This is a genomic window from Mammaliicoccus sp. P-M59 (assembly GCF_022386135.1).
In the GTDB taxonomy this organism is placed as follows: Bacteria; Bacillota; Bacilli; order Staphylococcales; family Staphylococcaceae; genus Mammaliicoccus; species Mammaliicoccus sciuri_A.
In genome coordinates this window covers 561,481-575,165 of the sequence record NZ_JAJNJJ010000001.1, presented here as the reverse complement: position 1 = coordinate 575,165, position 13,685 = coordinate 561,481, and the positions used below count along the sequence as shown (strand labels likewise).

14 protein-coding genes are annotated in these 13,685 nt (G+C 28.8%); 7 read left to right on the top strand and 7 right to left on the bottom strand.

Translation table 11 applies throughout. From position 1 onward, the window contains the following. Positions 1 to 1,497 (bottom strand): glycosyltransferase family 2 protein, encoded by a 1,497-nt coding sequence (locus tag LQ617_RS02800; RefSeq protein ID WP_239739456.1) that lies wholly within the window; start codon positions 1,495 to 1,497, stop codon positions 1 to 3. Between the two features lie 357 nt (positions 1,498 to 1,854). Between LQ617_RS02800 and LQ617_RS02795 the strand changes: the two genes are divergently transcribed. Beyond that, positions 1,855 to 4,164: a CDP-glycerol glycerophosphotransferase family protein gene (locus LQ617_RS02795; RefSeq protein WP_239739455.1), complete on the top strand. Its 2,310-nt coding sequence runs from the start codon at positions 1,855 to 1,857 to the stop codon at positions 4,162 to 4,164. A gap of 295 nt (positions 4,165 to 4,459) precedes the next feature. Here the strand turns inward: LQ617_RS02795 and LQ617_RS02790 are convergent, their stop codons facing one another. The 4 genes from LQ617_RS02790 to LQ617_RS02775 are packed head-to-tail and all read right to left on the bottom strand — an operon-like array spanning position 4,460 to position 7,625. Further along, positions 4,460 to 5,293, bottom strand: coding sequence for an alpha/beta fold hydrolase (locus LQ617_RS02790; protein WP_239739453.1), 834 nt, complete (start codon positions 5,291 to 5,293; stop codon positions 4,460 to 4,462). Between the two features lie 16 nt (positions 5,294 to 5,309). Then, on the bottom strand, positions 5,310 to 6,311 hold the full coding sequence (locus LQ617_RS02785; RefSeq protein ID WP_126476505.1) for an amidohydrolase family protein: 1,002 nt from the start codon (positions 6,309 to 6,311) through the stop codon (positions 5,310 to 5,312). A gap of 49 nt (positions 6,312 to 6,360) precedes the next feature. After that, positions 6,361 to 7,062, bottom strand: a complete 702-nt coding sequence (locus LQ617_RS02780) for an SDR family NAD(P)-dependent oxidoreductase (protein WP_204167711.1) — start codon at positions 7,060 to 7,062, stop codon at positions 6,361 to 6,363. Next, positions 7,059 to 7,625, bottom strand: coding sequence for a TetR/AcrR family transcriptional regulator (locus LQ617_RS02775; RefSeq protein WP_239739451.1), 567 nt, complete (start codon positions 7,623 to 7,625; stop codon positions 7,059 to 7,061). Before LQ617_RS02775 ends, LQ617_RS02780 begins: the two co-directional genes overlap by 4 nt. A 104-nt stretch (positions 7,626 to 7,729) precedes the next feature. On the opposite strand from LQ617_RS02775, the gene LQ617_RS02770 reads away from it, so the two are divergent. The 3 genes from LQ617_RS02770 to LQ617_RS02760 all read left to right on the top strand — a co-directional run bounded on the left by LQ617_RS02770 (position 7,730) and on the right by LQ617_RS02760 (position 9,467). Then, positions 7,730 to 8,044 carry a DUF2316 family protein gene (locus LQ617_RS02770; RefSeq protein ID WP_239739450.1) on the top strand — a complete coding sequence of 105 codons (315 nt, stop codon included), beginning with the start codon at positions 7,730 to 7,732 and terminating at the stop codon, positions 8,042 to 8,044. Then, entirely contained in the window at positions 8,041 to 8,859 is an 819-nt protein-coding gene (locus LQ617_RS02765) for an NmrA/HSCARG family protein (protein ID WP_191835507.1), read from the top strand. Before LQ617_RS02770 ends, LQ617_RS02765 begins: the two co-directional genes overlap by 4 nt. 122 nt (positions 8,860 to 8,981) lie before the next feature. After that, positions 8,982 to 9,467 carry a GNAT family N-acetyltransferase gene (locus LQ617_RS02760; RefSeq protein ID WP_037587840.1) on the top strand — a complete coding sequence of 162 codons (486 nt, stop codon included), beginning with the start codon at positions 8,982 to 8,984 and terminating at the stop codon, positions 9,465 to 9,467. A gap of 58 nt (positions 9,468 to 9,525) precedes the next feature. On the opposite strand, the gene LQ617_RS02755 is transcribed toward LQ617_RS02760, so the two are convergent. Next, positions 9,526 to 10,440, bottom strand: a complete 915-nt coding sequence (locus LQ617_RS02755; RefSeq protein ID WP_191835508.1) for a DMT family transporter — start codon at positions 10,438 to 10,440, stop codon at positions 9,526 to 9,528. A 106-nt stretch (positions 10,441 to 10,546) separates the two neighbouring features. Here LQ617_RS02755 and LQ617_RS02750 point away from each other — a divergent pair, with 106 nt between their 5' ends. From LQ617_RS02750 to LQ617_RS02740, 3 genes are all read left to right on the top strand, one after another. Next, on the top strand, positions 10,547 to 11,425 hold the full coding sequence (locus tag LQ617_RS02750; protein WP_239739449.1) for an AraC family transcriptional regulator: 879 nt from the start codon (positions 10,547 to 10,549) through the stop codon (positions 11,423 to 11,425). 75 nt (positions 11,426 to 11,500) lie between these two features. Next, positions 11,501 to 12,298, top strand: a complete 798-nt coding sequence (locus LQ617_RS02745) for a Cof-type HAD-IIB family hydrolase (protein ID WP_239739448.1) — start codon at positions 11,501 to 11,503, stop codon at positions 12,296 to 12,298. 23 nt (positions 12,299 to 12,321) lie between these two features. Beyond that, positions 12,322 to 13,056, top strand: coding sequence for a class I SAM-dependent methyltransferase (locus tag LQ617_RS02740; protein ID WP_206167109.1), 735 nt, complete (start codon positions 12,322 to 12,324; stop codon positions 13,054 to 13,056). Positions 13,057 to 13,128: 72 nt separating this feature from the next. Here the strand turns inward: LQ617_RS02740 and LQ617_RS02735 are convergent, their stop codons facing one another. Then, entirely contained in the window at positions 13,129 to 13,656 is a 528-nt protein-coding gene (locus LQ617_RS02735) for a GNAT family N-acetyltransferase (RefSeq protein WP_206167108.1), read from the bottom strand. Positions 13,657 to 13,685 lie beyond the last annotated feature (29 nt).

Sequence of the window (13,685 nt, the reverse complement as noted above, 5' to 3'; positions counted from 1 at the left end):
TTATTTATGTTGCTCTACAATATGATTACTTGTATTTAAACCAACTTCTGGTACTTGTATTGCAGGTTGATTATCGTGTTCATATGTTCCTGGTGTTTGGTAAGCTTCTTCACTTGTTTCTATACTAACTTTAGAGTGGGGTGTTCTAATCCAAGTTTGTTGATTTGGCCATGTAAATAAACCAAATAATTGTACGATAAAATCAGTTATCATAAACCATTGTAAAGATAGTACAATTTTGATTGGATTAATATTTCTAAGTTTTGCATAGACACTATACATAGGTAAAATGACGAAACTATAAATAATAAGTAATGCGTTTATTCCTGTAATATAAAACATGTAATCATTCAATAAATGCAATGCACCTAAAATATTCAAAGCTGCTAATGTTGATACCAACATGTGATGATGGGTTAATAATATAATATTAATGATGAGCACTAAAAATATTAAGAGTATATGAAATGCTTTACCCATACTCATTAAGAAGAATATTTTGTCTAAATATTTAATATTTAAAGTCATTATAAATCTCTTAGTTAAAGGTAAAATTTGTTTGAAAGCAACGTACCAATGACCTTTTATCCATCTATGTCTTTGTATCATACTCACTTTTGTTTTTTCTGGCTTTTCATCATAAATAGACGCATGGTCATTCCATAATATACGTCCGCCATCATTGATAATCTCAATTTCCATTTCTAAATCTTCTGTAAGTGAATCAAACTTGAAGCCACCTTTATCAATTAGCCAATCTGTTTTCACAAAAAAGCCTGTACCACCAATAGAATTAGGTAAGTTTAATTTATATTTTGCTAATTGCATAAACCGATTGTTTGTCCAAAATACAACTGAGTAGGCTAAACTCATAAATTTAGAGTAGTTTTTACTATCAAGATAAGTTTGAATTGCCGTTGGTCTACCTTTAGTAATAAATTGTGAATTGACTTCTTTTAAAATATTTTTACTAACAAAATTATCAGCATCTAAAACCATAATCATGTCATATTGACGTTTAACATTTTCAAAACCTAATTTTCTAAGTGCGTATTGAATACCTGCCGGTTTACCAACACCTTCTCGTTCAAATTCATTTTTAATAGTATCTACAACAAGTACATTTTCATTCAAAGCAATTTGTGTTGTAAGATCAGTGGAGTTATCACTAACGATGCATATATCATATAAATTTTTATCGTAATTAATTTGTTTAAGATTTCTAATTGTTTCCCGAATCACACTTTCTTCATTATGAGCTGCAACTAAAATTAAAAACTTTGTTCTATCTTGTTTAATAAGATAATCTCTTTTTATGTTTTTAAATCCAAAAAATGAAACAACCATATTATATGAATATACAATTGTGAAATAGAATGATAAAAGCATTAATCCCGTAAATATAATAACTAATAAACCTTGCCCTCCCCAAAGCATTGGTATAATCGTTATCAAAGCTAAAAAACACAACCAAAATAGATGATTTAATTTTTTCATAATTTGTCTCCTTAAAATAATAACTTTTGTAGTATACATTTGGGGATATGTTCTAGGCAAGATAAATAATTTAATAAATTGTGGTTTATTGAATATATGCTCACATTAAAATTTCATAAATATTATAAAGTCACTTAATGATGAATAAATAAACATGTATTTATTGTAAATACAAGAGAGGGAGCTTGAAAAATGAATTTATATTCGTTGTGTCTAAAATGTGACATTTTAAAAAAGTGAAATTTTTAGAAGAAGGTAAAATTCATAAGTTATAAAGTTAAAATTGTATGTATGTTAATATAATGATTAAGTTGGAATTAAAATTAATACAAGTCAAAATAATGGGGAAGGTATGTAATGAATATAAAAAAGATTTTTAATGAAGTTTGTTTAATAGAAAAAAATACAAATGATTTTTTAAAAATTAAAATGTTTGATAGCGATGAATTTTTCTATATCACTTCAAAATATTTAGATTTACGAGAACATGCCATTAAAAAGACTAATTTTGAAGATAACATTTTAATGATATTAGAAATCGATCAAAAGATTTTATATGTTCATATTAAAAATGGCATGATTTATATTTCACCTTATTTAAATGGTAATACAGAAAAAAGTTTAGATATTAGCATTGAATCATATTATGACAAATTTAAAATTCAAAAGACTAAATACGCTTATGAAGTATTAGATGAGAACAATAATAAATATGAATTAAATGAATCAATTTTTTTGAAGGGATACTCAAAAATCGATTCATTAGAAAGAATTCATTCTAATGAACCTTATATTTATTTAAAGATTAGATATCATCACATAGTGAGTTTTTTAGAGTATACGATTTCTAAAAAGGAATTTTCGTTAAAAACGTCATATGTTCAGATGATAGATTTGGAAGGGAACTTAGGTTTTAATTTGATATCTAACAACACTTTTGAACTTTCTAATTTATCACATGAAGTCATAAGGATAAGCGAACTTATTAAAGAAAAACATTTAAAAATAAAATCAAAAATTGCTTTGCAAAATTTTAATCCTATCATTGTTAAATTAAATAATAGACTATTTACTATTTCGTACAATAGTCCTGATTTAATAAATATTGAACAAGATCTTGTTGAAAAACCGACATTTCATGTTTCACATATTAATTCGAGTAATACAAGACAAGGAATTAAATTTAGTGGGCATATAGATTATAAGTATCATTTTAATAATCTTTTTAATAATGTTGTGACACGTGATGGACTTATCTTAGCCAAAATTCAATGGGAAGATAACGGGGATTTTGAATTTGAAGTTTCCAAAAATAAACTAAAGGAATTAAAAGAAGTTCATAATAATTTATACTTTGCATATAACGAAATCATCATACATCCGCTTATAGTAGAAAATCCAGATAATCTAAAGAATACAGTATTATGTACAAAAAATCATAAAAAAACATCATATATTTCAAGAATAAGTGCAGTTGATAAAGCGGTTATTACATCAATACCTAAATTACCTATTTATAATCAATTCAATCAATTTAAAATTAGCTTATCGAAAAAAATTGCTGATTCTGTTTTGAAATTTAAAAAGAAAAATGTAAATTTGTATTTTGAAAAAGATGCTTCAAGTGCTTCTGAATCAGGGTTTGTAATGTTTGAAGCAATTAAAAAATTAGAACATTTAAACTCAGTGAATAAATTTGTTATCGATAAGAAATCTAGTAGTTATGAGATTTTACGAAAGCAATATAAACACGATATTTTAAAACGTTTTTCATTTAAACATTATTATTATGTGTTTATGGCTGATCATTTTATTTCAAGTGAACTTAGCAATCATGTCATAGCAACCAAAACTTTTGATAATCTACTTTCTAATAAAATAAAAAAGACACCATTGTACTTTTTACAACATGGTATTATGTTTGCTAAACCTGTAGAAAATCCACAAGGTAGGAGTTTTTATAAAGAAAATCAAAATAATAATTTAGTAAAGAGTGTTATTAGTTCTGATTTAGAAGCTTTAGAATTTTATAAAATGGGATATGATAAACAGGATCTTATGAAAACAGGATTGCCTAAATTAGATCATGCATATCTTAATAAAAATGCAAATAAAATAGCATTTATGCCAACTTGGAGATATTGGGAAGAGATGTATGTTGTAAATAATGAGATAGAAAAAACTTCATACTATCAATCAATTATTGAAGTAATCGATGCATTTGAAAAAGCAGGTTTACTCGATAGATTATTGATCGTACCTCATAATAAATTTGCCCAGTACTTTAAAGAAAACTTTAAAAAGTATGCTCATATTATTGATACTAATCCAACAGAAGCATTAAAAAATTCTATTGTTTTTATTACAGATTATTCGTCGATTATATATGATGCTATTCATAGAGGTGCATATCCAATATTTTATTGGAAAGAAAAAGATTACTTAATCAAAAATTATAAAGCAACACCACCCCTAAATGAATCAAATGCACCAGGACCAATTGCTTACGATGAAGCGGAATTAATTGACGTGATAAACAAAGCAATTGATGAAAATTATATTCTAAATGAAGAATATAATCATAAGTATGAAGAAATTAACGAGTTTAAAGATAATCAAAATACTAAAAGAGTTATTGAAAAGTTGATTGAAGATAAAGTTTTATAGTATTAGATAGGGTATAGTAATTATATAATATTTTTAGTGGAATATAGGAGGGAGATATAATGGTTGATCTGTTAAAACAGTTGATATCTTTTCTTATGGATACTTTCTCTGTATGGAGTGGTACACCTAAACTAAATATTAATTTTACTAAAAGAAAAAAAGTAAAGAAATAGCTTATGTTTAAGTATTTACATGAGTAAATAAATATATAAACTCAATCACACTTTGTACAAAAAAACATCGCATGCCATTCGTTTATGAGTGACATGCGATGTTTTGTTTTACATACTATATTTTATAACCACATTTTTGTTAAAGTTTCTGCAAATCCTTCTGGTTTTTGAACATAACCTAAGTGTCCACCTGGTATGTCTACGATTTTAATACCTGTTTGTTCTTCTATATAGAAGTTAACGTCTTGTGGGAATGAACCTACTGAATCTGTACCGTTTAATAATGTGACAATATCTTTATGTTTTGATAAATCTCCTAATGTAATATCTGAATGTGTATATTGTCTGATTTCATAATTTGCCCAGAAAATCATACGTTCGTATTGTGCTTTTTGTGCTTCATCGTCTTCTGAAACTGGTTTAGACATGTCTTTAGCATCAATTGCCGAGATGTTTAATGTTTCTCCAAATGTTTTCATGCCTTTTTGTAATCCTTCAGATGCAATTTGTTCTACGATTTGATCATTTTTTTCTTTCCAATATTGACTATCTGGAAGGAAAGTATTGATTGGTGGTTCATGGAATGCAATTTGTTTAACAACTTCTGGATAATCTTTTAATACGTACATCGTAACGATTGATCCTGAGCTTGAACCTAATATATATACTGGCTCATCACTTAAATGTTTCGCAAGTTCTGCAACATCTTGTGCGTCTCGTTTAACACGATAGTCATCGTCTGGATTTTGTGCACGTTCTGGAAGCGGCTCTGTTAATTCACTATGTCCGTAATCTCTTCTATCTATAGCAACAACTGTAAATCGATCTTTCAATTGTTCAGCTAAAGGTAAGAATATATCTCCAGTACCGTTAGCACCTGGGACAAGTATTAAAACAGGTCCTTCTCCAACTTTATAGTAATTCAAGTTTGCGCCTTGCAATTTTAATGTATTCATTATATTGCCTCCATTTTTAAAGTTTTAATAATTTTTGTGCATTTTTAAAACTAATCTTTTCTTTTTCTTCAGTTGTTAAGTCTAATTCATCTAAGAATGTACCTAATTCTTCAGGTTGAATATAAGGATAATCTGCAGAATATAATATGTGATCAACACCGACAGCATTTTTAACCATTTCAAATTGAGGTTTAGTTAACATACCACTTGGTGTAATAAAGAAATTATTTTTGAAGTAGTGACTTGGTTTATGTTTTAAGTTTGGTGCATAAATTGTTTCATCCATTCTTTCATAGAAGAAAGGCGTAAACTCTCCCCAATGTCCAATAATCATTTTTAAGTTTGGATATTTGTCCATAATACCACTTAAAATAATACGCATTGCATGTACACCAACATCAACATGCCAACCATAACCAAAGCAAGCAAATGATCCAGCAGTTGCATCTGAATATTGATCACTTTGATAATAAGCTTGATATGCTTCGTCACTTATTGGCGCTGGATGTAAATAAATAGGTACATCTAAAGCTTCTGCAGTTTCAAAAATAGTATGAAATTCAGGACTATCTAAAAACTTACCATTTGGACGACCAAAGATGAGCGCACCTTTAAAGTTGAGTTCATTCACACATCTTTTAAATTCTTCAGCAGCTGCTTTTGGTTCGTTAATAGGTAATGTAGCAAATCCAAGAAAACGATCAGGATATTGATCAATATATTTTTTTAACGTGTCATTTGTATATCGGCATAATTCGATTGCTTTATCACCAGTAAGAAGGGAAGGTGAGCCATTACCATAAGACAACACTTGCATTTGAACATTTTGTTCGTCCATAAACTTAATGCGTTGCTCATGTTGATTAATTTCATCTTCATTCGTAAAACCAGTTTGATGTTCCAATGCTTCTAACATCGCTTTTAATGGCACACCGTTTTCTGATGGTTGAATAATTTTACTCATTTGTTCTTGAACTTCTTTTAATACGAAATGTTCTTCGAAATTAATACTTTTCATTGTTAGAACTCCTTTTAAAATTCATTAAATGCATTATAATTTTTTAGTATTACCAAGGCATTATTCCATTAGCATCTATAAATGTACCTGTAGGACCGTTTTGATCTATTGTCGCAAGTTCAATAATTGCTTTAGCGCCTTCAGATACTGGTTTCGATTGGTTACTTGCATCTCCAACTAAGTCTGTATTTGTTGAACCTGGGTCTGCTGCATTTATTTGAATATGTGGTAATCCTTTTGCATATTGTACCGTTAACATTGTGACAGCAGATTTTGAAGAGCAATAAGCGAGTGAGTTAACTTTAGATTCCATCGTTTCTTCATTTGTAACCATTCCAAATGAGCCTAATCCACTGCTAACATTCACAATAACAGGTTGCTCAGATTTCTCTAATAATGGAATGAATTGATTTGTCACACGTACGATACCAAATACATTTGTTTGATATACTTTTTCCATATCTTCAGGTTTAATATCTCTAACTTTAGTGAAACCACCAGAGATACCTGCATTATTAATGAGAATATCTAAATGTCCTTCTTGATTAAGAATTGTTTCTGCAGCAGATGTAACTGATTGATCATCTGTTACATCTAATTGAACGTAATCAACACCAATATCCTCAGCTGCTTTTTTACCACGTGATTCATCGCGAGAACCGATATATACCTTATAACCTTGTTCTTTCAATACACGCGCTGTTTCAAATCCTAAACCTTTGTTTCCACCTGTAATCAGTACATTTCTCATTGTTCATCGTCTCCTTGATAATCGTTATAAAATAATTGGACAAGTGCATTACGAAGTTCTTCATTAGACATTTTCCTATTTTCTGTTAAAAACTCATAATTTTTAGTCGTAAGTGCATTTAATAGGATATCTACTTTGAATGTAATAAAGTGTTTATTTTCTTCATAATTAAATAGGTTTGAATAATAGTCATGTAACAGTTGATAGAATTCAGTTTGTTTGAAATCCTTTTTACTTGTACTATTTTCAACACACTTCAGTAATGCTTGATGTTCCATTTTGAACTGTAAAAATCTGTCGATTGACTGTATAAAAATCATTTTGTTTGAATGCTCTTTTTGTGAAATAGTGTTTAGATCTATCATGAACATTTCAAAATCATTTGAGATTAATTTGTAGCAAAGGGCACTTTTATCTTCAAAATGCCTATAAAGTGTTCCCATACCTATATTGAGCTCATTTGAAATTCGTTTCATGCTAATATTTTCAACACCAAATTCAGTAAAAAGTGCTTTAGCTTTCGTTTCTATACGATATTTATTTTCTTCGGCATCTCTCCTCATGTTGACGCCTCCTTGCTTTTAAATTGACAATCGGATACCTGTCCGTTTATTATATGAAATATAAAGTTAAAGTTCAAAGAATTTGAATTGAAAGAAGGAATATCATGTCTTTAAATAAAGAACAAAGAAAAGTTACGAGTGAAGAATTAATTGAGCATTTTAAAGCATCTCATTTAACAGAGGAAGAAATTGCTGAGGGATTGAATGTAACACCTAAAGATATTCATAAAGCATTGCATATGGAAGCACCAAATGGATTAATGAGAAATAGATTAATGGATTTTATTCATTTAGTATGGGACGTTCGAGATTATATAAATAAAGAAATTAAAGCACAAGGAAATGAACCGATTGAGTATACGTATTTAAAAGGCAATAAAGAGGATTATAGTTTCTTACAAGGGAGAGGAAATAGATGACTCAAAGTATATTAGTAATAGGATCTACAGGTAAGCAAGGTAATGCGGTCGTTCGAGAATTACTAAGTGATGGATGGAAAGTTCGTGCATTTACGCGTAACAAACATAATGAAAAATTTGCAAATATTAAAGATGACAATTTAGAAATATTTGAAGGTGATTTAAGTAATCAAAGTGATTTAGAACAAGCTATGAAAGAACAATATGGTGTATATTGCGTTCAGCCAATTATACCGAATGATGTAGAACAAGAATTACAACAAGGTAAAGCTATAATCGATACAGCAGTAAAACAAAATATTTCTTATGTCGTATATAGTACTGCAGGAGGCGTAAATAGAAATCGTACAGGTCCACACTTCGAAGCGTTAGCTAAAATTGAAGACATGCTTAGTGAATCCCCATTAAATTATACAATTATTAAACCATCATTTTTCATGGATAATTTTCTGCGCATTGTCAAAGTAGAAGCGGATAACATATATATTCCAGAATTTATTTCACCTGATATAAAATTTGCGATGATTCCTTCTGAAGATATTGCTAAAATAACTGCTCAAATATTTAAAAATGAAGATGAATATAATCATCAATCTATTGAAATTGCTTCTGATGAATTAACATTAAACGAAGTTGTTGATACGTTTACAAATGTAACAGGCATAAAAACTGAAATAAAAGGTCAATTTTCTAGTCAAACTGCTGAAAAAAGTTGGCTAGAAGAAAAAGGATATGTTGTAGACTTTGGACAAATGGATCATATCAATCCAAATAGATTACGTTTAAATAAATGGATAGAAAAACATTTCAAATAATAATATTATGTTAACAAATTCGTATTGTTAAATAATTGTACAGTCATGTCAGTTATATTCACATAAATTTGTGTGATTGTATTCTTTATGTATACTAAATATAAATTAAGGAGGATGGAAAGATGATTAGATTAGCAAAAGAAGAAGATTTAAAAGATATCCTATATATTTATAATGATGCAATTAAGAATACGACAGCTGTATACACATATGATGAAACAACATTAGAAGAACGTCATAAATGGTTTAATACGAAAGTAGAAAATAACCAACCTGTTATTGTGTATGAAGTGGATGGTCAAGTTGCTGGTTTTGCAACATACGGATCTTTCAGAGATTGGCCAGCATATCAATATACAATTGAACATTCTATTTATGTAAATCCAGATTTTAGAAGACAAGGTATTGCTTCAAAATTATTATTAGAAATTATTGATTTAGCTAAGAAAAATGGCTATAAAACGATTGTTGCAGGAATTGATGGTGATAATCAAGGCAGTATTGATTTACATAAAAAATTAGGATTTAAATATAGTGGTAAAATTGAAAAAGTAGGATATAAATTTGATAAGTGGTTAGATTTAGACTTTTATCAAATATTTTTATAAATGATTTACAACCATACTGAGACAATAATATTTGTTTTAGTATGGTTGTTTTTAATTTTTAAACTTCGGAAGTATTTCCTTTTTTTAATGATATTGTGAGTATTAATACTAATATTAACAATATCCCTAATATTTGAAATGGTAAAAACGCGACATTTAACCAAATTGCACTACTTAATATTGCGATTACAGGTTCAATTGTTCCAAAAAATGCAGTTTCTTTAGCACTTAAATAATTCAAACTAGAAATAAAGAAGAAGAACGCAATCGTTGTACCTGCAATAATCCCAAATAAGAGATAGAAAATAGTTTGGCCATTTAATAGTTGAATATCAATATCCCAAATAGGCGCTTTAAAATTGATAAATATGCCAGATATAAGCATTGACCATCCAACGACGAGAACGGATGGATATTTTTTTAATAAATTACCAACATAAATCGTATAAAAAGCTAATGATAAACCAGATATAATGCCCCAAATAATACTACTTTTAGCAACCATTAAGTTGTGAATACTCCCATTAGTCAATAATAAAAAAGAACCAGCGATTGTTAGAATAATAGCTATTAAATCAAATGCTTTAAAAGTATCTTTCTTTCTTAAGACATACCAAATAATGATATAGACTGGCGCTATATATTGTAAAAGTGTCGCTACTGCTGCATTACCGTAATTGATGGATGCCATGTATGAGTATTGAACGAGAAACATGCCAAAAATTGAAAATAATAACAACTGAATGATACTTGCCTTATCTTTAAATATACTAAACAAACTATGTTGTTCATGCGTTAATTTAAACAAGCATAATAGTAATACACCACTTATAAGCAGTCTTGCTGTTACATACCAATTCATATCAATATGTTGATGTTGAAATAAATAATCAGAAACTGTACCACCTAGTCCCCAAAAGCTTGCACCAACTATTGCTAAAGTTATACCTTTAATGCGATTATACTTGTCCATATGTTTCACCTTCATTTTATAATTATATATTGATTATAGTGACTTAAAACATGATATAATACATAAATATTGTGTAATAATATCAAAATATTGAGGTGATTGTTGATTGTATACTGAAATTATTGTTGAAGAAACAAGAGAAGAATTAATTCAATATCCTTATAAAAATTGGCATCATATTATTTTACATACTATTTTAAACAAAACGTTATACGGATATATCCCCATTCATTGGCACAGTGCTTTGCAATATGTTTATGTCATTAATGGTGAACTTAAAGTTGGGATAGGTGAAGAGTTGATATATATTCCAAAAGGGCACGGGTTATTTATCAATTCTCAAGTTGTTCATGAAATAAATGAAAGTATGTCTGATACTGAATATTTTTGTTGGAATATTGATCTTGCTGATATGCATAAACAGATAGAGATGGAATATTTAACACAAGTATTAGAATTAGCACATAAAATACCTTATATATATTTGTCACCGAATCTCTCTGAACATCAAATGTTGATTAATATTATTAAAGAAGCGGGTGATAAATTTATTAAAAAAGAACAACATTTTAAACTAGATATATCAATTTGCTATTATGAGTCATTGAAATATTTGATAGATATCATGTCGCAAATTGAAACAGATGCACATTACTATTTTGATCAACGTATTAAAACATTGATTAAGTATATACAAGATCACTATCAATCTAAAATAACTTTGAATGATTTAAGTGACAATATCCATATGAGTAAATCTGAGACTGTTCGACTGTTTAGTAAATATGTTCATCAAACGCCATTTCAATATATCTTAAACTATAGATTAGAAAAAAGTGTGAGTATGTTAAACAAACATACAGATAAGTCGATTACAGATATTTCATATGCATGTGGCTTTTCAACAACGAGTTATTTTATACAAAAATTTAAAGAAAGATATGGCCAAACACCGAGACAATTCCTTAAACAAATAAAAAAGTAAACGCTTTCTATTGAAAATTTATAATTATACCGATACAATATTATTAAATAGTTACAAAGTAAAGGGGATAATAAGATGGATATAAAATTAGTTGTTACAGATATGGATGGTACTTTTTTAGATGAGAATAGTGAGTTTGATAGAGAAGCGTTTGGTATATTAAAAGAAAATCTAGATTCACATAATATTAGATTTGTGTTCTGTACTGGGAAACAATGTGAAAGAGTTGAAAATATTGTAGGTGATTTAACGAAAGATACATTTATCATTGGAGATAGTGCAACACGTATAAAATATAACGGTGAATTTCTATACACAGCAACGATACAAAATGAACTAGGATTAAATATTATTGATGCTTTAACAAAAATAGATCCAGAGCAAACAATTATTGCATGTACGGAAGATGTAGCATATGTTCTAGATACTGTTTCTGATGAAGAGAGAAAAGCTGTACATGGGTCATATCAAAATGTTACATACATTAAAGACTTCACAGAAATTAAAAGTGATTTCTTGAAAATTACGGTTCATGACGCTTCAGGTAAATGTAAACAAACAGCACAACAAATTGATTACTTTAACAACGAAGTGTATATTATTGCATCTGAAGATTACTGGATTGATATTACGAAGTTAGGTGTGAATAAAGGAACGACTATTCATAAAATACAAAGCATATTAAACATTGATCCAGCTGAAACAATTGCTTTTGGAGACGGACTTAATGATATAGATTTATTCAAATCAGCTAAATATAAAGTAGCAATGGATAACGCCTATCCAGAATTGAAAAAAGAGGCAAACCTCATCGCTATCAATCATAACGATAGTGGCGTTATTAAAACATTAAATTTATTGCTTTCATTCTGATATCATGAGTGTGAGGTGATAAGATGAAACCGGAGAATCAGTATGATGATCAAGCATTTTTTGATCAATATGCTAAAATGGCGAGAAGTCAGCGCGGTTTGGAAGGTGCAGGAGAATGGGAAACATTACAAAGCAATTTACCTGACTTTAAAAATAAAAAAGTATTGGATTTAGGTTGTGGTTATGGATGGCATTGTAAATATGTTGTTCAGCAAGGTGCTAAGGAAGTCATAGGCATCGATGCTTCTAAAAAAATGATAGAGAAGGCAGAAGCGGTCAATCATGATTCTAAAATAACCTATTTAGTTGATTTAATTGATGAGTATTCAATGGAACCTAATACTTATGACGTAATATTAAGTTCATTAGTGATTCATTATATAGAAGACATTGAGTCACTGTTTAAGAAAGTATCAAAAGCATTAACACATAATGGCGAATTTATATTTTCAGTAGAGCATCCTATATTTACAGCGCATGGTTCTCAAGACTGGATTTATAAAGATGGAGAAATTGAGCATTTTCCTGTTGATCATTATTTTGTAGAAGGAGAAAGAAATACACATTTCTTAGGTAGCGAAATAAAAAAATATCATCATACATTAACTTCATATTTTGCAGCACTTAAAAATAATCAATTTATCATTGAAAATATTGTTGAGCCAATACCACCTCAACATATGATGAATATAGATGGTATGAAAGATGAATTGAGAAGACCTATGATGATCATATTTAAAGCGAAGAAAATAAACTAAATGTAATATAGTGAAAATGAGAGTGGGATAGAAATCTAATTTATTTAAAAAGATTTCCGTCCCGCTTTTTAGTTACGAATCAAAATCCAAATAATAGTAAATATCAAATTTACCTTTTTGTTGTGTGAATTGATATGATTTGGTATTTAGTCCACCAATTTCAAATCCATATTTTAAATAAAAGCGATTAGCATTTAAATTATTGTCTTGAGCAATCGTATAAATCCCTTTCATTCCTTCATCTTTTGCGAATTCTATCGCTGCATTTAACAATGTTGATGCAACATTTTGACCGCGGTAAGAAGAAGAGACTTTTAAATCACTTAAATACAAATATTTATTCCAATCCTTTTCAAAAACACCTAAACCAATACATTTGTTATCATCAAAAGCACCTATTGCAAAACCTTTCTGATCTATTGAATCAAGCTGATAATCTTCATCAGGAAAAATCATCGTATCAGAACCAGTTAACTCTTCATGATATTGCCATGTATCAGCAGTTCTCGTAACGACAAGTTTACCGAACAATTCAAATGGTTCATTAGGTAATTTAAGTGCATGCTCATTATTTTTAGTAATACGTTCAATCGTTATCATAAATGATGCCACCCCCATTTACATATCAT